Source organism: Paenibacillus sp. sgz302164 (genome assembly GCF_056120505.1).
Genome location: NZ_JBVYOL010000005.1, coordinates 286,009 through 311,102, shown reverse-complemented (window position 1 = coordinate 311,102; position 25,094 = coordinate 286,009). Strand labels below are relative to the sequence as shown.

14 protein-coding genes are annotated in these 25,094 nt (G+C 49.4%); 11 read left to right on the top strand and 3 right to left on the bottom strand.

All coding sequences use genetic code 11. The features are described from left to right. Positions 1–12: 12 nt before the first annotated feature. Both AC0LWT_RS10890 and AC0LWT_RS10885 read right to left on the bottom strand, forming a co-directional pair. Complete coding sequence (locus AC0LWT_RS10890; RefSeq protein WP_474681264.1) at positions 13–1,788, bottom strand: sensor histidine kinase; 1,776 nt, start codon at positions 1,786–1,788, stop codon at positions 13–15. Continuing rightward, positions 1,785–2,795, bottom strand: coding sequence for a response regulator transcription factor (locus AC0LWT_RS10885; RefSeq protein ID WP_474681263.1), 1,011 nt, complete (start codon positions 2,793–2,795; stop codon positions 1,785–1,787). The genes AC0LWT_RS10890 and AC0LWT_RS10885 overlap by 4 nt, the downstream gene beginning before the upstream one ends. 260 nt (positions 2,796–3,055) lie before the next feature. Between AC0LWT_RS10885 and AC0LWT_RS10880 the strand changes: the two genes are divergently transcribed. The 5 genes from AC0LWT_RS10880 to AC0LWT_RS10860 are packed head-to-tail and all read left to right on the top strand — an operon-like array spanning position 3,056 to position 9,255. Then, positions 3,056–4,558: an extracellular solute-binding protein gene (locus AC0LWT_RS10880; protein ID WP_474681262.1), complete on the top strand. Its 1,503-nt coding sequence runs from the start codon at positions 3,056–3,058 to the stop codon at positions 4,556–4,558. A 26-nt stretch (positions 4,559–4,584) separates the two neighbouring features. Next, positions 4,585–5,481: an ABC transporter permease gene (locus AC0LWT_RS10875; protein WP_474681261.1), complete on the top strand. Its 897-nt coding sequence runs from the start codon at positions 4,585–4,587 to the stop codon at positions 5,479–5,481. A 1-nt stretch (position 5,482) separates the two neighbouring features. Beyond that, positions 5,483–6,337 (top strand): carbohydrate ABC transporter permease, encoded by an 855-nt coding sequence (locus AC0LWT_RS10870; protein WP_474681260.1) that lies wholly within the window; start codon positions 5,483–5,485, stop codon positions 6,335–6,337. Between the two features lie 23 nt (positions 6,338–6,360). Continuing rightward, positions 6,361–7,683 carry a sulfatase family protein gene (locus AC0LWT_RS10865; protein WP_474681259.1) on the top strand — a complete coding sequence of 441 codons (1,323 nt, stop codon included), beginning with the start codon at positions 6,361–6,363 and terminating at the stop codon, positions 7,681–7,683. A gap of 24 nt (positions 7,684–7,707) precedes the next feature. Beyond that, a complete protein-coding gene (locus AC0LWT_RS10860; protein WP_474681258.1) occupies positions 7,708–9,255 on the top strand; it encodes a sulfatase family protein in 1,548 nt (515 codons plus the stop codon). Between the two features lie 265 nt (positions 9,256–9,520). On the opposite strand, the gene AC0LWT_RS10855 is transcribed toward AC0LWT_RS10860, so the two are convergent. Beyond that, positions 9,521–9,907: a hypothetical protein gene (locus tag AC0LWT_RS10855; protein ID WP_474681257.1), complete on the bottom strand. Its 387-nt coding sequence runs from the start codon at positions 9,905–9,907 to the stop codon at positions 9,521–9,523. A 469-nt stretch (positions 9,908–10,376) separates the two neighbouring features. Here AC0LWT_RS10855 and AC0LWT_RS10850 point away from each other — a divergent pair, with 469 nt between their 5' ends. The 6 genes from AC0LWT_RS10850 to AC0LWT_RS10825 all read left to right on the top strand — a co-directional run bounded on the left by AC0LWT_RS10850 (position 10,377) and on the right by AC0LWT_RS10825 (position 25,091). Then, on the top strand, positions 10,377–19,946 hold the full coding sequence (locus AC0LWT_RS10850) for a glycoside hydrolase (protein WP_474681256.1): 9,570 nt from the start codon (positions 10,377–10,379) through the stop codon (positions 19,944–19,946). Positions 19,947–20,383: 437 nt separating this feature from the next. Continuing rightward, positions 20,384–21,271, top strand: coding sequence for a 3-hydroxyacyl-CoA dehydrogenase family protein (locus AC0LWT_RS10845; protein WP_474681255.1), 888 nt, complete (start codon positions 20,384–20,386; stop codon positions 21,269–21,271). Positions 21,272–21,350: 79 nt separating this feature from the next. Further along, on the top strand, positions 21,351–21,593 hold the full coding sequence (locus AC0LWT_RS10840; RefSeq protein WP_474681254.1) for an acyl carrier protein: 243 nt from the start codon (positions 21,351–21,353) through the stop codon (positions 21,591–21,593). Beyond that, a complete protein-coding gene (locus tag AC0LWT_RS10835; protein ID WP_474681253.1) occupies positions 21,593–22,726 on the top strand; it encodes an acyl-CoA dehydrogenase family protein in 1,134 nt (377 codons plus the stop codon). Before AC0LWT_RS10840 ends, AC0LWT_RS10835 begins: the two co-directional genes overlap by 1 nt. 34 nt (positions 22,727–22,760) lie before the next feature. After that, a complete protein-coding gene (locus AC0LWT_RS10830) occupies positions 22,761–23,816 on the top strand; it encodes an HAD-IIIC family phosphatase (protein ID WP_474681252.1) in 1,056 nt (351 codons plus the stop codon). A gap of 21 nt (positions 23,817–23,837) precedes the next feature. Beyond that, a complete protein-coding gene (locus tag AC0LWT_RS10825) occupies positions 23,838–25,091 on the top strand; it encodes an ACP S-malonyltransferase (RefSeq protein WP_474681251.1) in 1,254 nt (417 codons plus the stop codon). The last annotated feature ends 3 nt before the right edge of the window (positions 25,092–25,094 follow it).

Genomic DNA, 25,094 nt, shown 5'->3' with positions numbered 1-25,094 from the left:
ATAATCGGCTTATCATTTGGCCGCTCTGGGGATTCGGATTCCGATTACAGTGCCTCTGCCCGGAAAGGAATGAATCGAAACTCCGTAAGCGGGGCCATATTTTAGCTGTATGCGCTTTTGGACATTGGGCAGGCCCAGCGATTCGTGCTGACTTGCTTCGTCATGTGCATTTCCGGACTTCAATGCGTGCTCGAAGCTTTTTTGCTTATGTTCGTCGATTCCGGGTCCGTTGTCCGCAATTTCGATGATAAGGTCTTGCTCCTCGGCGTAGGCGGTTACGATGATAGCTCCGTTCCCTCCGCGAGGCTCGATTCCGTATTTCACGGCATTCTCTACGATGGGCTGCAGAGTCAGCTTCATGATTCGGGAATCCAAAAATTTTTCATTGATGACAACTTTGCTTTCAAAGCTTTTGGGGAATCGAATGTGAATAATTTCCAAGTATTTCATAAGAATCGAGAGCTCGTCTTTCAGCGTGACTTCCATATTGGCGAAACTGGCCGCGTAACGGTATACATCGGCTAAATTTTGCGCAAGCTTTTCCGTTAACGGATTATTTTCCAAACACGCAATGCCGCTGATAATGCCGAGCGTATTGTAGAGAAGGTGCGGATTAATCTGATTTTGCAGCGCTTGAATGGCGGCTTCCTGTTGATGCAATTGCAGCTTCATCTCTTTCATTTCCAGTTCGGCTACCATTCTTAACGAATCGTTCAATTGTTCCACCATCTTATTGAAGCTGTAGCTCAGAATTTGAAATTCGTTGATTTCGGAGTTTAGCTCAACTCGAACATTCAAACCGCCTCTGGCCACCGCCTCCATGGCGGATTTCATTTTTTTTACCGGTCCGACAAAACTTTTCAACACTAGCGGAATGACCGCCACGAGACAGAGAATGATGATAACGACCGTGATCAGTGAAGATTTGATGGCCGTATTCAATCCGCTCGCGATTTCTTGATAGGGGACAATGGCCACGATGTTCCATCCTGTTTGCCCGGATTTTGTAACATCCACCAAGGATTTTTTGCCGTTCCATTCCTGGATGCTCGATTGCCCGTCCAATTGCAGAGACAGCGTGTTGAGGCCCGTATCGCTTCGGGCCTTCCCTACCCATCTTTCATCCGGATAATAGATCACATTCCCTTCCGGCGACAGCAAAAAGAAAAACCCGCTCTTGCCCAGATTGGACTTTTGGAACGTGGCGTTAATTTCGGCAAGGGAAAATTCAATGACCAGGTTCCCTATTAAAGAAACATTTTGAGAACTGTACACGGGAATCAGCATGCTCATAACCGGCAGATTATTCGTCGAATTTCTGTACGTTGGCAATGTTTTGGTTTGCGCCGTCGGCGTTTCCAAGTACCAAGGTTTATTGGCGTACATCGTTTCACCTTTATTGAGGGCAATGATACGCTTATCGGAAGAAACCAAGTACAGATTGACGATCTCCGGATAGTTAAAAGAGATATAGACTTCCATTTCCTTCTGCAAATCCGTAACTTCTTGCGGAGTTAGTGGGGCGCCGCTTTCCAGCCACTTCTGAACCAACTGTGTAGTGATCAAGGTTCTCGTCGATTGGGCCATTTGCTTTAAATAAAATTCAAGGTGATAGCTAAGACGTTCGGAGGCCTCTCCAGTGATGGTTTTGAAATCCTGCTTAACCGCTTTGTTATAAAATAAGTAAGAAAAACTGGCCATCAGCAGGACGACCAGGATGGAAAGGCACATGAAAAGGGTATACATTTTTACAGCTATGGAAGAATTACGAAAGAAGCCCTGTCTCATACTCCCAGGCTCCTCTTATACTCGTTGGGCGAAAGCCCCGTTACCGTCTTAAACAACCGGTTGAAGTAAGGCAGCGTCGAAAAGCCCACCATATCGGCGACTTCGTAGATTTTCAAATCCTTCTCAAGCAGCAGCTGCTTCGCCTTATCGATCCGGTATTGGTTCAAATAGTTGACGAAGGAATCGCCGGTATTTTTTTTGAAAATGACGCAAAACCGGGAGACGCTTAAATCAGCGATTTCGGCAATTTGCGACAGTGTAATTTCTTTCATATAATTTTTTTGCACATATTCTTGAACTCTTTTCATAACCAGATTTGGATTTTGGCTGGGAGCGGTTTCAAGATGCCGAAACCAATTTTCCAATAAGGAATAAAAGTATTTAAGAATCGCTTCCTTGTCTTGTCCGTTGATGGAGGCCCATTCCGCTCGCTCCCCCGTATGGCCGGTCTGTTCATACAGCTTGTCCGACAAGATACGCAGCATGCCCATTTTCTCGCCATGTGCCGCATGTTTGACGGTTAAGACGGATTTAATCAGCTCGGATAATTCACGCCAAGCTTTTGGCCGGTCAAAGGAATCCAGCTTATGAATAAATTCATGGATGAGCAGCCAATGTTCCCGGTGACGGTGAGAGCGCTGCATAAATTCCACGGAATGTGTAAGGGCTTTCTTTATTTTCTCTTCTGAAATCGGCTTAAGGACATACTCGGCAACCCCATATCTCATCGCCTCTTGCGCATAGGAAAAATTATCATACCCGCTAATAATGATCGGCACGACAGACACTTGATATTCATACACTCTTTGCAGCAGTGCCAGCCCATCCATCTCCGGCATCATAATGTCGGTGATCAGCACGTCCGGCCACAATTCATTCATCAACTTCCACGCTTCTTCGCCGTCTCTTGCTTCACCGATAACTTTAAATCCTTCGATTCTTTCAATCAATTCAATGACCTGATTCCGGATCCAGAATTCATCTTCCGCAACAAGCACCTGATACATAGGAGCACCTCATTTGCTGATCGAACTTTAAGAAGAGTCGGTACGTCCCGATTGACCGAATCTATATTCATTTTATCCGCTCGACTTTCGTTTGCATACCCTATTTTCGAAGGCCCGAACGCATGGACCGATCTCAATCGTCGTGTGAGAAAAAAATAAGTCAATAAACAAAAAAATAGGGTAACGTAAATACTAGCCGAGAACTGTTATAGTAAGTAGTGTGAGATTTATCACATCCATATATCCGAGGGGGAAAAAAAGTGAAAAAACTTGCCGCATTAGCCGTATCTTCTTTGATTATCGTCAGTACTACCGGATGCGGGAAAGCAAGCGATACACAAAAGCCGGATGGAACCGGCAGCGGTTCGACCGATAAGAAAATGACCGTCACTTTAATGACGTCAAGCTTTTCCGGAGGGGGATGGGCGGACAATAGCCCGGTGGTGCAGAAGCTGAATGAAAAATTAAATATCGACCTGCAAATTCAGTGGGTTCCTTTCGACACATTGGCTCAAAAGGAAAACGTTATGGCGGCTTCCAACAGTTTTCCCGATGTGTTCTGGGTTCAGCAAAACGAGTTTGTCAAATGGCGGGATAAAAATGTGTTTATGGATGTCAAGCCGTACTTGAACCAATATCCGAACCTGAGCAAACAAATACCGGAAGAGGGATTGCAAATCGAAAATCCGAAGGGGAAATACTTCGGCATTCCTTACTATATTCAGGATACGCGGGATTCGTTTATTATCCGGCAAGATTGGCTGGACAAGCTTGGATTGAAAATGCCGACAACAGTGGACGAATTCGCGCAAGTGGCCAAGGCGTTCGCTGCGCAAGACCCGGATGGCAATGGCCAACAAGATACGAGCGGGTTCTCGTTCGGCATCCAAAACAATAAATTTTACGGCATTTCTCCGATCATGGCGGCATTCGGCCTGGGCAACGAGTGGAGCAAATCCGGCGATCAGTTGGTCAACTTTAAGACGCAAACCAAGGAACTGAAACAATTTGTTACCTTTATGAACAAGCTTTATCAAGAAGGAGCTCTGGACAAAGATTTCGCCACCAATAAAACGAACGATCAAGCGGACAAGTTCACATCCGGCAAAGTAGGGATTGCTGAAGTCGTCCCGGTGGAGTTTCTTCAAAACCGCTTGCCTACTTTGAAAAAAGCGCAGTCAAGCGCAGTAGTGAGCCAGCTTCTTCCGCCGAAAGGCCCGGATGGGAAACAAGGAACCTCCACCTTGTCGATGACATCTAAGATTGTGATCAACAATTCCATCGACAAAGACAAGCAGCAGCGCATTTTGAAAATGCTGGATTATATGCTGTCCGACGAAGGGTATGACCTGATCAAGAACGGCGTTGAAAATGTGCATTACAAATCGGATAACGGCAAGTTCGTCAAATTGGAAGCTTATGACAAAGATCGTCCGTTTCTGCTTTCTACATGGTTCATGCGCCGATTTGATCCGTTAGTGCAAATTCATAAGTGGGATGACGGAAATCTGGCCAAACAGCTTCAAGCCTTTGGCGACAATAACGCAAAATACAAATGGCCGAATGCGGCGGCTGCGGTTGTATCGGACGTTCAAACCAAGCTTGCGCCAAATCTGGACCAGAAATGGCTCGCGAGCATGATTAAAATTATTATGGGGCAAGCTCCTGTGGATACGGTCGATCAGGCGGCGGAAGAATGGTTGAAAAATGGCGGGGACCAAATCACGAAGGATATCAATGCCGAGTACCAAAAGCTTCAATAACTAATTACTGGAGTTGAACGATCCCCATGATGAAACTTGGAAGTCGCAGCGTGCCGTTATATTTGATGATTTTGCCCGGTTTGTTATTCTTTATCCTGTTTCGTTATATTCCGATGGGGGGTCTAGTCCTTGCTTTCAAGGACTACGACCCGATCGGCGGATTTGCCAGCAGCCCTTGGGTCGGCTTGGACAATTTTCGCAAGCTATTCGCCGACCATGATTTCTGGATATTGCTGCGCAATACGTTTGTGTTAAGCGGAATTAATTTACTTTTCTTTTTCCCGGTGCCCATCATAATCGCGTTGTTATTGAACGAAGTTAGATTGCCGTGGGTTAAGAAAATCGTGCAAACGACCATCTATATTCCCCACTTTGTTTCGTGGGTCGTAGTGGCCGGCATCACCGTTGTATTATTTGCCACACAGGACGGCGGGATTAACAAGCTTTTGGTGCAGTACGGATTTCCGCGATTCGAGCTGTTGACAGATCCCGCTTACTTCCGAGGGCTGTTCTTATTCCAAAATATATGGAAGGAAATGGGATGGAGCGCGATTGTGTTTCTTGCCGCATTGGCCTCAGTGGACCCGGGGCTTTATGAGGCTGCCTACGTTGATGGCGCAGGACGCTGGAGACAAATGTGGCATATTACTTTGCCGAGCTTGCGTTCCATTGCGGTCATTTTGTTTGTGCTGCGCTTGGGTTCGGTCATGGATGTAGGCTTTGAGCAAATATTGTTGATCCAAAATTCGGTAAATATTAGCGTGTCCGACGTCTTTGACACTTATGTGTACCGCAACGGCATTCAGCAAGGCGAGTACAGCTTTACGACCGCAGTAGGCCTTTTTAAATCCGTTGTCGCTTTCGTTCTTGTCATGACGGTGAATCATTTGGCCAAGAGGTTCGGCGAGGAGGGAGTTTACTAGTATGAAAAAAGCAAATATCCTCTTCGACGCATTTATTTATGCGGTGCTGCTGGTCTGCTTTCTATTTGTAGCCTTTCCGTTCGTCTACATCCTGTTCAGTTCATTCTCTACAAAAAGCGAATTTATGACGCGCGGATTTTTTATTTTCCCGCATGAATGGACGCTGAACTCGTACGGCTATTTGCTGCAAAATCGAAATTTCACGCATGCTTACGGCAATACGTTTCTGATCACGATTTGCGGGACGGCGATAAGCCTCTTGTTCACCGTATTTATGGCTTACGGATTATCCAAGAGCTGGCTTAAGGGGCGAAGAGTGCTGAATCTGCTTGTCTTGTTTACGATGATTTTCAACGGCGGAATTATTCCCACTTATCTCGTCGTGCGGCAATTGCACCTGTTGAACAGTTATTGGGCGCTATTTTTGACCGCCGCTATTTTCCCGTTCCTGCTGATTATTATGCGCAGCTTTTTTGCCAGCGTTCCGTTGGAACTGGAGGAGGCGGCCAGAATTGACGGGTGCGGCGAGTGGCGGTTGCTGTTCCGCATTATTTTGCCGCTGTCTTTACCTTCACTCGTTACGATCGGGCTTATGTATGGAGTAGCTCATTGGAACAATTATTTCCAAGCGATTTTGTACCTAAACGATGCTGACAAATGGCCTGTCCAAGCTTTCCTGCGTCAATTTTTACTTGAATCCGACACTGGAATGGCGACAGACATCGGGGGATTCGAATACGGGCCGCCGGTCAAAATGGCCGCCGTCGTGGCTACAGCCTTGCCGCTTATCCTCTGTTACCCTTTCCTGCAAAAATACTTTAATAAGGGTATGATGGTAGGTTCAGTCAAAGGTTAAGCCGAAGGAGGAGACATGCAGCGATGCGCAATATTGTCATGATTACGACAGACCAACAGCAAATGCGGGCGATGAGCTGCGCCGATTCGAGCTATCGCACGCCCAACCTGGACAGGCTGGCGCAGATGGGCGCACGGTTTACAGGGGCTATCAGCACGTCAGCCCAATGTTCGCCTTCAAGAGCTACCTGGATGACAGGGAAATACCCCCATCAAGTGGGCGTCAATAATATCGGTCATATGCTGGATCCCGGCGACTGGGGAATCGCCAAGGAATTCAATAGCTGCGGCTATGAAACCGTGTATTTCGGCAAATGGCATCTCGGCAATACTCCAGCCGATTACGGGTTTCAAATCACCGATTACCGGGCGGACGGCTTGCAGCTTGACGGAGCCAACGGCGATCCCCGGTTTCACAGCTGCAAGGACGCCGAGACAACGGCGAAGGCGCTCAATTACTTGGGGGACCGCGATGGCGGGAAAGCGTTCTTTTTAACGGTATCGTGGTATATGCCGCATCCGAATTCCCCGGAGGACGGTCCCTTCGAGCTTCTTGAAGGCGATGCCGCCGCATTTCCGAGGGAGCGGATGCCCGTGCCGGACAGCTTTTATGCCGACGATTTATCCACGAAGCCTGCTTTTCAAAAAGAGCGGGCTTCGAAAGCCGAGTCGGCGCTGACTGAGGACATCGTGAAGTGCGATGCGCAGCGCTATCGGGCCATGCTGAGCCTGATGGACCGGAATTTGGGCCGCTTGCTGGAGCGGCTCGAAAGGAAGGGGCTGCTGGACAATACGGCCATTCTTTTCACCAGCGATCATGGAGATATGCAGGGGGCACACAGGCTGCGCTTAAAGGGTGTTATTCCGTACAAGGAGCTGTATAACGTGCCTATGATCCTCTATGTTCCCGGTCTCGATCCGGCGAGGAAAGTCATTCCCGATCTTGTTTCAAGCGCTGCGGTTCCGGGGACTTTGCTCGAAGCGGCAGGGCTTCCGGTACGGGAGCGCTTTGAAGGCGGCTCGTTTTTGAACGCGATGGTGCGGAAGGAACGGCCTTCGGAGGAAAAAGTATTTTTCGAGCACTACAAGGCGTACTGGGGATTCCATCCGTTCCGGGGCGTGCAGACGGCGAGATGGAAATATGTGTTTTATTACGAAGAGGGCTACGAAGAAATGTATGACCTGGAAGAGGACCCGGATGAGAATGTAAATGTTGCCAACTGGCCGAAATTCGAGGGGATCCGCCGGCTGCTCAAGGAAGAAGTGGATTGCTGGTGGGAATCAACGGGAGCACTTACTCGAGAGCCGATTATCGATCAGAACAATCCATGGGGCAAAGATATTTAGCGATGAATGGAGAGGTTGAGGTAGATGAGAATATTATTTTTGGATTTGGATTCGACGAGCCCGGATCATCTGGGATGCTACGGTTATCATCGGAATACTTCGCCGAATATTGATAAAATCGCAGCCGAAGGCGTGCGGTTTAACAATTATTATACATCCGACGCGCCATGCGCGCCTTCCCGGACGGCGCTGATGAGCGGCAAGTTCGGGATCATCAACGGTCTTGTAGGCCACGGCGGTACAGCCGGCGATATGAAGCTGGAAGGGACGGAACGCGAGCTGATGGGCAAGCTGACGCGCGGAGGTGCGCTCCCGTCTTATTTGGGACTGGCTGCCGACTTGAACACGGTGTTAATTAGTCCTTTTGCCCAAAGACATTCGACTTTTCATTTTTATGCCGGATTCAACGAAATCCTTAATACAGGCAAATATGGCAACGAATCGGCCGAACATGTAACGCCGGTCGCTCTGGATTGGATCGGGCGCAACGCAGGCAAAGATGACTGGTTCCTGTATATCAATTACTGGGATCCTCATACGCCTTACCGCGCACCGATGGAATTCGGCAATCCGTTCGCCAATGAGCCGCTGCCGGCATGGTTGACGGAGGAAGTGCTGGAAAGGCATAAGCAAATGGTCGGTTCCCATAGCGCGAATGAGCTGAATATCGATTTTCGGAACAAGACCTACAATAATGAAACGAGTCCGAACTTCCCACGGCACCCCGGGGAAATTCAAAACATGGACGACATGAGAACGATGATTGACGGTTACGATTGCGGCATCCGTTATATGGATGAGCATCTTGGCCGGTTATTTGCCGCTTTGGAAGAGCAGGGCGTCATGGATGACCTGATCATCATCATTTCTGCGGATCACGGCGAGAATATGGGGCAATTGGGCATTTACGGCGAACATGCGACCGCCGATCAGGGCACATGCCGCATTCCTATGATTATTCGTTGGCCGGGCATGAAGCAGGGAATCGCAGATGACGGCCTGCATTACCATCTGGACCTGCTGCCGACACTGGCTGACATGCTGGGGACGCCGGCCGTGCCCGACTGGAGCGGTGTCAGCTACGCCCCTGTTCTGAAAGAAGGAGCCGACTGCGGTCGCGATTATTTGGTCGTTTCGCAATGTGCCCATGTCGTCCAGCGAAGCGTTCGTTTTCGAGATTGGATCTACATCCGGTCTTATCATGACGGATTCCATCTGTTTGACGAAGAGATGCTGTTCAATCTTGCCGAAGACCCTAAAGAACAGCTCAATGTTGCGTCCGAGCACCGGGACGTTTGCATGGAAGCGGTCTATTATTTGAACCAGTGGCATGACGAAGCGATGCGCCGGAACAGCGACGCGATCGACCCGTTGTGGATGGTGATGAAAGAGGGCGGACCGTTCCATGCCAGGGGGTATCTCAAAGGGTATATCAAGCGGCTGGAGGAGACGGGCCGAGGGCATCTCGTGCCGGAACTCGTCCGTAGGCATCCCGGTGAGTTCCCGCAAGAACCGAATGCCGTCATGGGGCATTTTCAAGCGAAGATTGGCGCCAGAATGGCGGGGAAATAGGGGAGCCGACAACCGCCTGTCCGCCGGAGGGGACGAGCCGTATCATGCGCGGTAGGGCTTACTTATGCCGCAAATCCCGCCGCAACCGTTGCTGTGTGTCGTCACGCAGCCGGGATGCACCGGACGGTTCAGCGAGCGGGCCGCCTGATAGGCGCTTCCGTCCAAAAGCCTGCGAGAGTGCAGGGATTTCTGGCGCCGAGGGGGGGCTGCGTCCATGTGGGCGGTGAAAAGCCTGCACAATTCAGGCTGTTGAAAAACCCCCACGCTAGAGGAGATAGCTGCAATCTGCTTGGCTGCACGAAGAAAACCTGCAAAAATCAAGCTTCCCAAAAACCCCCGCGTCAGAGGCGATAACTACAATCTGCCCGGCTGAACGAAGAAAACCTGCAAAAATACATGAATTTGCGTCTTTGATCGCTGTCCACGAACAATTCCTGCAATTGTGCAGGCTTTTCAGCGGGGACATGGGCTCAGGTTCACTTTCAGCGAAAATTCCTGCAATTTTGCAGGTTTTTCGCCAAAATAGGCCAATTTCAGGGAAAAAACCTGTACTTTCGCAGGTTTTTTCCCTATCAAGCTGCTTTTTGCCCATTTGCGCAGTTCCGCGACCTATACCGGGAGAGGCACTGGCGGGGAAAAGCAGTTCCCCCAAAATCAGGGTCCCTCTGCTTCCCCTAATCCTAACAAAGTGTCGCGACTTTCTCGGGCAGCCTGCACAATTGCAGGAATAGTTTCTTTTCAAGCATATGTTTGCAGGTTTTCTTCACGTACGCGCCAGGCGGATTGTGCTATCGGCTCTGGCGCGGGTTCCTTGGTCAGCCTGAGTTACGATGGCGATGGTTCCATAATTAAGCAAAACTGCGGCTCCAGACGTTGGGGCAGCAGTTTTTTTTGCGTTGATTTTGCGGAGGTTTGCCGCTTACAGTATTGCCGGGCCTGAGAGACCGACGATTGAAATCGTAAAAAATTATAATTTTCGAAGAAGAAATTATATCGTGAATGGGTTAGGTTTCAGCTATAAATAGCTATAAATTATCTTGAATAAAGGTGATTTCCGGAATTAGCCGGATTGTGGTTTTCAAGCGCTGCTGGTTCTTATACACACCTGAAGGAGGAAAAAGATGTTTAAACGCACCCTGGCGCTGGTCACTTCCGCACTCGTAGCTGCCAGTCCTATTGCACCGACAGTTACACATGCCGCAGATATCAGCAGAACTTTAGTGAGCATCGATGCGAGTTCAACTTTTCAAACCATTGACAACTTTGGCGCATCAGACGCGTGGTCCATGGATCCGATCGGAAAGGAATGGTCTGACAGCAACAAGGAGAAGATTGCCGATTTATTATTTTCGCAGGACAAAGGGATCGGTTTATCAAGCTGGCGGTTTAATATCGGAGCCGGCTCCAACGATACGGATGAAAGTATTATTACGATTCCATGGAGAAGGGTGGAAAGCTTCAAGAAAGATGACAATAGCGCTTACGATTGGTCGAAGCAGGGCGGACAGCAATGGTTTTTGAAAGCTGCGAATGACAGAGGCGTTAAGGATCTTATTGCATTTGTGAACAGCCCGCCGGTATGGATGACCAAGAACGGGCACGCACAGCCGGACGCTTCCGTCGGCTCGACGAATCTGAAACCGGGTTACGAGGGCAAGTTCGCCGGTTTTTTGGCGGATGTTGTGGACCATTTCGATAAGTCAGGCATTCATTTTAATTATGTCAGCCCCATCAACGAGCCTACGTGGGATTGGAACGGAGCCGGACAAGAGGCGAACCGCTATAACAACACGGATTTTATCAATGTCATTAATAGTCTTTATGCGGAGCTCAAGAATAGAAATATCAATACCAAAATCACTGCTCCTGAAGGCGTCGAAATCCTGGCCCTGCTTGATGACGCCAAATATGCGCAATTTATGGCCTCCTCCCAAAATCCTAACGATAACAAACAGCAATATCAGGGCGGAAGCAACAAATTAAATGTTGGCAAGTACCGGGAATATATCAAGGATCTTTTGGGTAATCCTGAAATCGCTTCCAAAATCGACAACAAGATCGTCTCCCACTCCTATTGGTCGGATACGGTTTCCGACAAAAACGGGGACCGCCTGGGAGCATTGCGGAAGCTGCTGTGGGAAAATCTGCAAAGTACTTTGCCGGGTTCGTCCTATTGGATGAGCGAGTACTGCGTTCTCGGCGATGTCGGCGAAATGCAGGGGAACGGAAGGGACTTAGGCATCGATCCGGCGCTTTTGATAGCGCGCACGATTCATTATGACCTGTCTGTTGCGAATGCATCCGCTTGGCAATGGTGGACGGCTGTGTCCAAAGGAGATTATAAGGACGGTCTGATTTATACGGATTATAGCGTACCGGGCGATCAGCAATCGATCTATGCGTCCAAAATGTTATGGGCATTGGGCAATTACAGCAAATTTATTCGTCCGGGGGCCAAACGGATCGCCATGACCGGACTTGCGGAGAATGACCCCAAGGGGTTGATGGGTTCGGCTTATTTGCATGAGGGCAATCATAAAATCACTTCCGTCTACGTGAACTACACGAATGAGGATAAGCCGGTTACCGTTCAACTCAATCAATTGCCGGGCGGAAACAAAGTATACCATCTCACGCCTTTTGTGACGAGCGCAAGCGAAAGCCTGGCTCAGCACGACATGGTAACGGCGGGTGCGGACGGCGCATTTCAGTACATAATCCCCGCAAGGTCCATCGTAACGTTGGACGGCAGCTATGTGCCCGCGGATCAAGCGCCGGAAAGGCCGGGTATTGATTCCGTCAAGCCCTTGAATAAAGCGGCGGATATCAAGCTGAACGGGGTTGCAGGAGCCGAAAGCTATAAAATCGTCTACGGCAAATCTCCGGATAATATGAATATGACTGCCGGTCCTGTGACAGGTACAAGCTACACGCTTCTTGGGCTGGAGAATCATGCTGCGTATTATATGCAGGCAATAGCTGTGAACCGGAACGGTGAAAGCGCCCCTTCCGACACGGCAACCGTGACGCCAGTGCTAAGTCCGCCGCAGCAGGTGTCCGCAAATCCCGTTGATGGAGGGATCGGCATTCAATTCTCCGGCGATCCTCATGTTCCGCACTATTTGGCAAAATGGGGAACCGCCAGCGGCACGTACAACGGCACAGTGGAAATCGCCGGTCAGGACGGTTTGTATAAAGGCGTCATTACAGGTTTAACCAACGGCAGTCCCTATTACTTGGCGATCCAGGCGCAGGACGGAGCGGACTACAGCGCTTTGTCTACCGAAATGACGGTAACCCCGACTGTTCAAGCGCCAAGCAAGCTGATCGCCGTTCCGGGCGACGGCAAAGTTCAACTGGAGTTCCCGGAGGTGCCGGGCATTGCCAAGTATGCTTTGGAAATGAACACCGGGAACGGTGCGCCGACAACGACGCAGCTGCTTACGAATTCCGCAACGATCGATCATCTGACAAACGGTCAAATCTATTCCTTCCGCGTATCTTCTGTAGGCACGGGCGGAACGGGGCAGCCGACAGCAAGCATCCAGGCTATGCCTCAAGCGGAAAACGTTACGTGGGAAGACGATTTTCAGAACGCTTCCTTGATTCCCTATAATCAGGATGTCAGTGTATGGAAGATGGAAAACGGGCTGTTGAAACATCAATCCGGAGGAGACAACCAGGGAGAGCTATCCGTTAAAAATGTCAAGGTGATTGACGGCACTATCTCCGTTACGGCCAAACACGCCGAGCCGGGCGCCGACTGGGGAGTTGTTTTCCGCGGTACGGATTATAATCATGCCTATGCCTTCGGATTCGAGAACGACGCGCTGTTCTTGCGGAAAAATGGCACGAATCTGGCCAAATCGAAGGCTTTCTCGGCCAAGCTGAACCAACTGTACCAGTTGAAGGTCGTTTTGGACGGTTCGCATATTCAGGCCTATCTGGATGATGAACTGATCTTTGATGTGCAGGATTCCACTTACAGCAGCGGTATGGTAGGACTGCATAGCTGGGATGATGCGCAGTTTAGCTACATGAAGGTGATTAGGCCGGGTGACTTGAAGAAAGCCCCGGAGATCAATACGGTTCGCAGCGGCAACCATCGGATCGATTTGAAATATGCGGAAGTCGACGGGGCAACCGCCTATACGGTGCAATACGGCACAGCATCCGATAACTTGCAGAATCAAGCGGCTGCGAGCGGAGGAAATGCCGCAATAACCGGGCTCAGCAACAATCAGATTTATTATTTCAAGGTTGTGGCGACGAATGGAGTCCTTCAGACCGAATCAAGCATCGTATCGGGTACGCCGCACGATGTCGATGTATCGCAGCTGCTCTACTATGTAGATGCGGGGGATTCGAGCCCGGATAAATTGGAAGACGGCGAGTCGTTCGGTTCCATGAACGGAGTGGAGGATCAAGCTTACGGGGCGGATCCCGTGACCGGATACAAGTGGGGCTATGAAGCCGACGATTCGCAAACTTGGGCCAATCTAACCGAGGACCGCTGGAGCAGCATTCGCCAGTACGACGGCAGCACCAACGGCAAAGGTCTCGCCTATCGGTTTGAAGTGCCCAACGGGTTGTATAATCTGGATCTGGGATTCGATGATCCTTGGGATAGTGCCGACAGGGTGATGGATATTGAAGTGGAAGGACAAAAAGTTCTTACCAACTACTTGATCGGAGCGGGCCAAGACGTGAAGCGGGTAGTGGGCGTTTCCGTTACGGATGGAGAGCTTGACGTAAAAATCATAAAACAGGGCAGCAATAAGCCCTTGATTAGCTGGCTTACCGTTCAGCGAGATACCGGCGTTCCCGCTCAACCGGCGATCAAACGCGCAGCCGAAGGGGATTCCAAGGTTACTTTGTATTTTGACGAGACCATTCATGCCGATTATGACATTGCGTATGGCACGGATCAAGGGAACCTTGCCCACCACATCTCTGTGCCGGGAAATGTCAACCATTACACGGTTGAAAATTTGACGAACGGCACGCCGTACTATTTTGCGTTGACAACGGTTAGAGGCAGTTCCTCAAGCCCTGCATCCGACGTGAAAACGGCGACACCGGTAGGCCCTGCGGATCCTAATCTATACTATTTTGTGGATGCAGGGGCGACCACTGTGCAAAACGGGGTTACACTCGGCGCGAAACAGTCGGTTCCCGATCAAAGTTTCGGAAAGGATCCCGTCACCGGAGCAGCCTGGGGATATGTTGCGGATGACGGGCGCACCTGGGCCAAGAGCGATGAAACAGACCCGTTTCTCTCGATCCGTCAATATGACGGAAATGATAACGGGAAAGGAATCGCTTATAAATTTGAAGTCCCCCCTGGCACGTACGATGTGCGAATGGGCTTTGACGATCCTTGGGATTCGCCGACCAGATTGATGGACATCTACGTTCAGAACGACCGCAAGCTACAAAATTACGTGGTCGGCGACAAGCGGGAGATCAAGGAATTTACCGCGGATGTGACAACAGACCAGCTTGAAGTCAAACTGGTTAAGGCAGGGTCCGACAAGCCTGCTGTCGGGTGGATTTCCGTCCGATACGTGAAACCGCTTCCGGGATCGGAGAACACAGGTCCGAAGCTTTGGTACAAGTTCAATGAGGGCAGCGGGACAACGGTTAGCGATGCTTCCGGAAACGGCCATGCGGGTACGCTTAGCGGCGGCGTTTCGTGGGGAACGGCGAAAAACGGCGCTGGCGCTGGCGCGTTAAACGGAACAGACGGCTTCGTTCAGATGCCGAACGGGATGCTGTCGGGTATAACGGACCTCACGGTGTCGACGAATGTGTATATCGATCCGGCAATTAAGAATCCTTACTGGATCTTCACGTTCGGTTCGGCGGAAAACCCCGCTTCGGCTCCCGGCACCAAATATTTCGGCATGTTGACGGACGGAAGTGGCAATTCCCGCGTCAGCATGACGAACGACAGGTGGTCCGCGGAACAAAACGCGTCGAAAGGCTCATCCCTTGCCAAAGGGGTGTGGAAACATGTCGCCGTGACCGTGTCCGGCACTACCATGACATTTTATGAAGATGGAAACAAGATTGCAGAAAGAAAAAATGTAACGGTTTCTCCCAAAGATATGGAGGCGACCGTAGCCAACTATATCGGCAAGCCTGCTTATCCTGCGGATCAATACTTTAAAGGGCAAATTTCGGATTTTCGCTTATATGACCGGGCTTTATCCGCCAGTGAAATCAGAAATGTATGGATCGAATCCCTGACTGACAGCGAGGCTGTTCAGGCGGTCAAAGACGGCTTGGATTTGGGCGATACTGCGACTGTGGTCGGCAACTTGACACTTCCGACTGTCTATGCGGCCGGGGTGAACGTCACATGGAGCTCTGACCGCACGGATATTATTTCCGCTGACGGCAAGGTAACCAGACCGCTCGACGCTGATACAACGGTCCATGTAACGGCAGCTATTCATAAAGGGGCTGCGACGGACAGCAAAACCATTGCGGTTACCGTTTTGAAAGCGGGGGATGCGGTCGGCCTGGACTCCCGCGCCTATGTGCTATTTCTCAACCAGACCCACAGGACGAAAGTTACGGTTACTCATCCGGACGGATCTGTGGACGATGTGACGGGTTCAGCCGCGTATGAATCGTCGGATTCCAATGTTGCCACGGTGGACGGTTCGGGAGTGGTGACCGGGCTCCGCAAAGGAACGGCAGTCATTAAGGTTGCATACAAAGGCGAGACCTACCAAGTAACTGTAACGGTAAAGAATGATATGCTGCTGTGGTACAAATTGGGCGAAACCGGCGGCACTACCGCGGCAGACGCATCGGGGAACGGGAACGACGGTATCCTCAAAAACGGCGCAGCCTGGGGACCGGGCATTGGCGGCAGCTCGCTGCAATTAAGCGGAGGTTACAACGGCGCCTATGTACAGATGCCGAACAACCTGCTCCAGGGGGTCGACGATTTGACGATATCGGCCTTCATGAAGCTGGATGCAACCGCAACGGCGCCGCAATGGCTAGCTACATTTAGCAATACGAAAAATGGATACATCTACTTCGCGCCGACTTTGAGCGGCAGGTTCAGATACTCCATTACGCCTACGAACTGGAGCGGAGAGAGCGGGGTAGCGAGCAGTTCGATTCCCGTCAATTCCTGGAGGCAGGTTGCGGTAACTTATTCTGCCTCAACCGGAACCGCCACCTTGTATGTGGACGGAGCAGCCGTACAAAGCGATTACGTTGCTCAAAAGCCGAGCAGTCTGGAACCGACCGATGCGAATTTTATCGGCAAGCCGTGGCCCAATTATGGCGACCCTTATTTTAAAGGCAACGTCAGCGACTTCCGCTTATACAGCAGAGCGTTGGAGAAGTCCGAAATTCAGGCGATCTATGAAAGCAAGCTGAGCGATATGTTTATGGCGGATCAAATGAACCTGACGCTCGGGGATACCAGCGCCGTACAAGGCAGCTTGACACTCCCGGCCAGAGGTTCGTACGGAAGCGCGATCACCTGGACTTCAAGCAATGAAGCGGTGATCAACAGCCGGACGGGCGCGGTGACACGTCCAGCAGCCAGCGACGGCAACGCAACGGTCATGCTGACGGCGACCATCAGCAACGGCCGAGCGACGGCAACCAAAACGTTTGCTGTGACGGTCATCAAGCAGCTTGCGGATGCCGAGAAATTACAACGCGATGCGGAGAATTTGACGGTTCACAACATCGGCGATGTCCGCGGCAATCTGACACTGCCTGTACAAGGCGAGTTCGGCTCCGTGATTTCATGGTCCTCCGAGGACTCCGCCGTCGTTGCGCCGACCGGTGAGGTGAAGCGTCCCGCCGCGGGTACCGGTGATGCGGACATCAAACTGACGGCAACGCTCAGGTTGAATAACGAGGTTCTCACCAAGGCGTTTTTGGCTCATGTGAAGATGCTGCCCGTGAAGCCGGATTATGCAGGCTATCTGTTTGCCTATTTTATCGGCGAAGGCACGAAAGATGGCGAACAGCTCTACATGGCGGCGAGCAAGGGAAATGATCCGCTGCACTGGAACAATTTGAACCAAGGCAAACCTGTATTTACATCCCGACTGGGTGAAAAAGGGGTCAGAGACCCTTCCATTGTCAGGTCCCCGGACGGCGATAAATTTTACATGATCGCAACGGATCTTAATATTTACAGCAACGGGGATTGGACCCGGGCGCAAACAACGGGCAGCACGTCCTTGTTGATTTGGGAATCGTCGGATTTGATCCATTGGTCGAATCAAAGACTGGTTAAAGTATCTTCCGATTTGGCGGGAAATACTTGGGCGCCGGAAGCGTTCTATGACAAAACGACCGGGGAATATGTCGTCTTTTGGGCTTCGAAGATGTACAGCGATGCCGCCAAGTCAGGCAGTCCGAATGAAAGAATTATGTATGCGAAGACGCGGGATTTTTATACGTTTACGGAGGCCAAGGAGTACTTCAATCCCGGATATTCGGTCATTGATACGACCATGATTGAAAACAACGGGAAGATTTACAGATTTACGAAGGATGAGCGCGATTTCAACGCTGCGACTTCGCCTAACGGCAAGATGGTATTCGAGGAATCCGGCGACTCGATATTCGGCAGCTTCACCACGATCAAAGAAGGGATCGGCAAAGGAACGATCCCTGCCGGAGAAGGACCGCTGGTGTTCAAGGCGAACGGAGAAAACAAATGGTATCTGTTTATCGATTACTTCTCCGGCGGAGGCTACAAGCCTTTTTACACCACCGATCTGGCATCGGGCGTATGGACTCCGGTTTCAAGCGGATACAGTTTCCCGACACCGGCGCCGAGACACGGAACGGTGCTGCCGATCACAGCGGAGGAGCTAACGAGAATCAACGGAACGCTGCCGGTTGAAGTCGCACCTGCGGCAAGTGAAGTGACGAGCGTGACGCTCGATCAACAGGCTCTCGCTCTAAAACCCGGGCAGACCGCACAGCTGAAGGCGACCGTTGTCCCTGACCTTGCAGGGAACAAGACGGTCCTGTGGTCCAGCAGCAATGAAGCGGTCGCCACCGTCGACGGCGCGGGAACCGTGACCGCAATCGTCAGCGGTACGGCTGCGATTACCGCGACTACGGTCGATGGCGGAAGGATCGCCACGGCTCAGGTCACGGTCCGGGAAGCAGGCGCAGTACCTGTAACCGGCGTGTCGCTCAACATGGCCGCGGCCCTGCTGCAAGTCGGAGGAACGACGCTGCTTGAGGCCGCCGTCACACCTGGCGACGCAACCAACAAAGCGGTGCGCTTCACCTCTTCAGCGCCAAGCGTAGCTTCCGTGACGTATGCGGTTTATAACGCGCAAACAGGAACAACAAGCGTTATTGTTACCGGAGTTTCCAGCGGAACTGCGCTCATCATAGCTACAACTGATGACGGGGGAATGACAGCGGCCAGCACTATAACGGTGGTAGGCGGCGGTAATGGCAGTACAGGCGATAGCGGAGGTACATCGAACTCGACCGGATCGGCCAACACGCCCAAAGAACCGGAAGTGCCTGTCAGCGGCATCCCCGGCAAGGTGAAAATAGGAGCCCCTGTTGTTGAGACAGGATCAGCCAAAGTCACTGTCGATGCTCAAGCCTTGAACAAGGCTTTTGAAGAGGCGGGGGTTGCCCTGATTGAAGTGCCGAAAACAGCGGAAGTAAATCGCTATATCGTCAACCTGCCGGCTTCGGCGCTGACGGCAGCCGGTGGCAAACAAGTCACAGTAGCAACAGAAATCGCTACTGTCGCAGTACCTTTGGGCATGTTAGGAGCTTCTGCCGGAACGGGCACTGCGGACGTTACGTTGTCGATCGGGAAAGCCGATGCGGTTGGCCTGGATGCGGCGGCACAGGTGGCGATCGGCAGCAAGCCGGTCATTGAGCTTACCTTGACGGCGAATGGGTCGGCCATTGCCTGGAACAACCCGGAAGGACCGGTACTCGTGTCGATCCCTTATACGCCTTCCGCCGAAGAGCTTGCTAATTCGGAGCATATTACTGTTTGGAACGTCGATGCACACGGACGAATAACAGCAGTTCCTACGGGAAAATATGATGCAGCTACCGGAACCGTCACCTTCGCGACCACGCAATTCGGCCGATATGCGGTTGCCTACGTCCATAAGTCTTTCCGCGATCTGGCGGAGTACGGCTGGGCCAAACATGCAGTCGAGGTCATGGCGTCTAAAGGAGTCATTCAGGGTACTTCGAACGATATCTTTGATCCCGGCGAAAACATTACGAGAGCCGATTTCGTCCAGCTTTTGGTTCGCACGCTTGGATTGACCGCCAAGGCAGACGGCCAATTTGCAGATGTCAGCTCCAAAGCCTACTACGCCGAAGCGGTAGCGATTGCCCGGAAGCTGGGAATTTCCGCCGGAGTCGGCGGGAACCAATTCAGCCCGAGTTCTGCGATCACCCGTCAAGATATGATGGTATTGATCGAGCGCGCGTTGAAGGCGGCGAAAAAACAGATTGCAGCAGGATCGGAGGACCATCTTTCCGGATTTGCCGACAGCTCGGAAGTCGCACCCTATGCGAAGCAAAGCGTATCTGCGCTTATCCGGAACGGAATTATAAGCGGAGACGGCAGCGGAATCAATCCGCTTGGGAACGCAACGAGGGCAGAAACGGCAATGCTTATGTATCGAATATACAATAAGTAGGTATTTTGGGCCGAGAAGACGAAAATTTTGATTGCAGGACCATTAGCATCATTGGATGCTAGTGGTCTTTCTTTTGCACGAATCTTGCTGCGCGTTGTAAGGCGAAACGCTGGATTTTACCGGATGACGTTGTAAATATTTGCTTTTCTCATTTGTAAATTCATGGTACAATATGGAATATTAATGGTTTAAACTCCCTCAGCTAGCGCGGCTGAAATACTGATTTCCCCATTCTCTGCTTGCTGTATGCATCAAGTTGTTTCTTTCCTTACAGGAATTCCCGCATGATTCCACCCCAAGCTTCTCTCACCAAGTTACGCCATAGTCTGTTCATACTTTATTCCCTTTACTTCCGTTGATTAAGTTAATAGATTGCTGATTGGCAATCCGGATGCACGGTCATATCAATTCATAGCGGCAAATCCACTGATTTTGGCATGTTTTCGGGAAGTTTATTTAACGAGGGAGTGATTTATTTGGAAAAAATAGGAGTAATTGGCGCTGGGGTTATGGGCAGAGGAGTTGCCCAGAACTTCGCACAATTCGGCTATCCGGTTGTTCTCATAGATATTTGTGAGAGCATACTGGAGAAAGCAAGCGAGGAAATCTATAACAACGTGAGGTTTCAGGGATTATTCAAGAAGAGCGAAGTTGTAATGGAGCCTGAAACAGTACTATCAAGAATAAAATTTTCTACCGATTATGGGTTGCTGGCCGAGGTGGATTTTATCGTAGAGAATGTTGCTGAAAAATGGGAAACCAAGAGTGAGGTTTATAAAAAATTAGATGAGATCTGTCAAGATAACTGCGTAATCCTGGTTAATACTTCATGTATATCTATAACAAAGGTTGCATCTTTAACTAAAAGGCCATCCTTTATCCTGGGAGCTCATTTTATGAATCCCGTGCCTGTGAAATCGGCGGTTGAAATCATCCGCGGTTATCATACATCTGATTCAACTATCGAGCGGACCAAGGAACTGCTTTTCACAATTGGCAAAGAAACGATCGTAGTGAACGATTATCCGGGCTTTGTCTCGAATAGGATTTCACATTTATTTATGAATGAAGCGGCTTTTGTAGTCCAGGATCAGGTAGCTTCGCCCCAGGAAGTAGATGATATTTTTAAAAAATGTTATTCGCATAAAATGGGGCCATTGGAAACTGCAGATTTGATAGGCTTGGATACAGTGGTGCAATCTTTGGATGTTTTATATGAAAGTTACCAGGATTCCAAATTTCGCTGCTGTCCCCTATTGCGTAAAATGGTCGCAGCCGGCTTGTACGGCAGAAAGTCGGGACAGGGGTTTTATACATATGAATAAAGTCGCGTAGGAAGGGGGCCAAATTAAAGTTAAAACAATGAATTGACAAAGTATTTTACTTAAAGGAAGGTGATTTTTTATGGAAAATGTACATGTAAAGGTCAGGATTAAGGGATTTCTCGGCAAATTTTTCAAAAAGCACGAACTGCGGGATGACGAGGATATATTCTCATTGGGATTTGTAAACTCTTTATTTGCTATGCAGTTAGTTATGTTCCTCGAAAAAGAATTCAAAATAAGAGTTGACAATAAAGATCTCGATATGGACAATTTCAGGTCTATCAATTCCATTTATGAACTTGTCGAAAGGAAAGCCAGTTAATGATAATTGAACTGACCAAGGAACAACAGGCATGGAAGGCTGAATTCAGAGAATTTGCAGATCAGGTAATCGAACCTAGTGCTGAAGAGAACGACCGGGAGGAACGTATTGCGCCCGAAATTATAGCGAAGCTGAAAGAGAAAGGATACTTGGGTTCCATGCTTCCGAAGGAATACGGCGGAATGGGACTGGATTGGGTTACAGTCGGCATCTTGAATGAAGAAACGGGACGAGGATGTTCCTCCGTTAGAAGCTTGCTGACCGTCCATGGAATGGTGGCATTGGCCATTCTAAGGTGGGGAAGCGATGAACAGCGAAGCCGGTTGCTGCCCCAACTGGCCGCCGGCGAAATCATAGGCGCTTTTGCGCTTACAGAGCCGGATGTAGGCAGCGATGCTAAGAATGTACAGACAACAGCTGTTCTTTCGGACGATTGCTATGTGCTGAATGGACGCAAAAAGTGGATCACCATGGGGCAGATCGCTGATATTTACTTGGTGTTTGCACAGTGTGAAGGCAAACCCACCGCTTTTTTGGTCGAGAGCAGTTCTCCCGGATTTGTCAGAACCCCCATAACGGGGATGCTGGGAGTAAGAGCTTCGATGCTGGCGGAGCTGCATTTTGACGATTGCAAAATCCCGAAAGAACACATTGTGGGACGAGTGGGGACAGGCTTATCGCACGTGGCTTTAAATTGTCTGGATTATGGAAGATACACCGTTGCCTGCGGATGTGTCGGCCTGGGACAAGCCTGCTTGGAACAATCCGTGAGCTATGCGAGGAAAAGGAAGCAATTTGGTTCGCCTTTACGGGAGAATCAACTGATCCAAAAAATGTTAACCGAAATGGCGGTAAATACTAAGGCGGCAAGATTACTATGTTACCATTCGGGATACTTGAAGGATGCCATGGATCCCGATTCGATTATGGAAACGTGGACGGCAAAATATTTTGCCTCCAGGATGATTAATCAGGTAGCAAGTGATGCTGTGCAAATTCATGGGGCAAATGGATGCAGCCGTGATTATCCCGTTGAAAGGTATATGCGCGACGCCAAAATCAATGAAATTATCGAGGGAACTACGCAAATGCACGAGATGCTTATCGCAATGAACACATTGAGGAACACCTAACCACTTTATACAAGCCGCGTTGGAGGGATGCGTGATGAACAAAGAAAGCACCGCAACGAAGGAAAAACAAAAGATCAAATGTATTGTATGGGATTTAGACAATACGATTTGGGACGGGGTACTTCTTGAAGACAACAACGTCACGCTTCGAAGCGGGGCCGTTGATATTATCAAAACGCTGGACAACCGTGGGATCTTGCAGTCCGTTGCGAGTAAAAATGATCATCAGGCAGCCATGAATAAGCTTGAAGAGTTTGGACTGCAGGAATATTTCATCTATCCTCAAATCAACTGGAACTCGAAATCCTCTTCCATCGCGGCTATTGCGGAATCCATCAATATAGGCATAGACACACTGGCATTTGTCGATGATCAACCCTTTGAACGAGAAGAAGTCAAATATGCGCTTCCTGAAGTCCTTTGTATAGACGCTTTGGATTTGCACCTGCTCCTGGACATGCCCGAGATGAACCCGAAATTCGTTACAGAAGATTCAAAAAATCGAAGAAAAATGTATATGAGCGATATCAAACGGAACCTTGTAGAGGAAAGCTTTATAGGTACACACGAAGAGTTTTTAGCGTCGCTCAATATGAAATTTTTTATATCAAGGGTTAAAGAAGGGGACTTGCAGCGAGCGGAGGAACTGACGGTAAGAACCCATCAATTAAATACTACCGGATACACGTATTCGTACGAAGAGATCGACAAGATGAGTACATCGGATACTCATTTGCTGCTCATTTCGGATTTGGAAGATAAATATGGGACCTACGGTAAAATAGGGCTAACGCTTATAGAAATAGGACAAGACGTATGGACCATAAAGCTCCTGCTGATGTCCTGTCGCGTCATGTCACGCGGAGTAGGGACGGTCATGATCAATCACGTCATGAACCTTGCCAAGAAGGCAAATGCGGTTCTGCGTGCCGAGTTTGTCACGACGGACAGAAATCGGATGATGTATGTTACGTATAAATTTGCCGGGTTCAAAGAGATTCACGAAGACGGAAATTATATCGTATTCGAAAATGATCTTTCCAATATACAGCCGTTGCCCGGGTATATCAGGCTGGCTGTGGAAAAATAGTATGCAGGGAGGCATTTGATCATGGAAAAGTTCGCTTTTATTTTTCCGGGACAAGGAACACAGTTTATACAGATGGGCAAATCGTTTTTTGATCACTACTCGATCTCGAAACAGACATTCGAGGAAGCGAGCGATGTTTCGGGAATCGATGTCGCCAATCTATGTTTTAACGGAAGCGTGAGCAGCATGAATGAATTTTCCAATATGCAGCTTGCTATTTTAACGACCGAGATTGCGATATTTAGAGCGTACATGGAGGATTATGGGGTTTACCCTCAATTTGCAGTAGGCCACAGTATTGGCGAATATGCTGCTCTTGTGAGTGCCGGGGCTGTAACTTTCAGGGATGCGATAGCAATCATGATGAAAAGGGGGGAATTAATAAACGGAGTAGTTCAAAAAGATATAGGTCATATGGCCATCATCGAACAATCCAAACAGGAAATCATAGAAGAGTGTATCAGAGCGGCCAATGCGGAGGGGAGCGTATTTATTTCATGCTTCAACTCAAATAGTCAATACGCGATAAGCGGCTTAAATGAGAAACTTGAAGCGGTCGAACAGCAGCTGCTTGATAAAGAGGCCATGGTATCCCCGCTTTTCAGCAGTCCGCCGATTCATTGTCCGATCATGAACGAAATTTGTATGGAGTATTTGGAGTATATTAGCGGTTTTGAATTTTATCCGTTTAGATTTCCTGTTATATCCAACTATACCGGTAATCCTTTATCGGACCCGAATAAAATTGCTAAAAGTTTGACTTATCACTTAATTTCTCCGGTTCTGTTTACTTCAGCCCTTCATCTCTTCCGGCGATTTGGCGTTACGGCGACGATTGAAATGAGCCCTAAGCTGCTATTATCCGAATTTATTAAGGAAAATCTGCCGAACTTGAAAACCTATTGTTATGGCTTGATCAATGACAAGCACAAGCTGGATGTTTTGTTTACATCCGACCCGAATTTCGCTAAAGATCTGCCCAATTTTGCCGGAAGATGCCTTAGCATTTTAGTTTCTACAGAGAACAAGAACACGGATCACAATGAATACAAGGAAGTTGTTAAAATCTATGAAAAGCTCAAAGAGAAATACAATGCGACATCAAAGCATAGAGACGGTGTGAAAAGCGAGATGCAGGCCGAAATGCTTGATATGTTGATTGCGGCGTTGCGAATCAAAAAGCTTGACCCGAGACAAATCAGAAATTGCGTAAAAACGTTATTGGATGAAACCAATTCTTTCTATCATTTTACCAAAGTATTTCAGACTCTGTAGAAA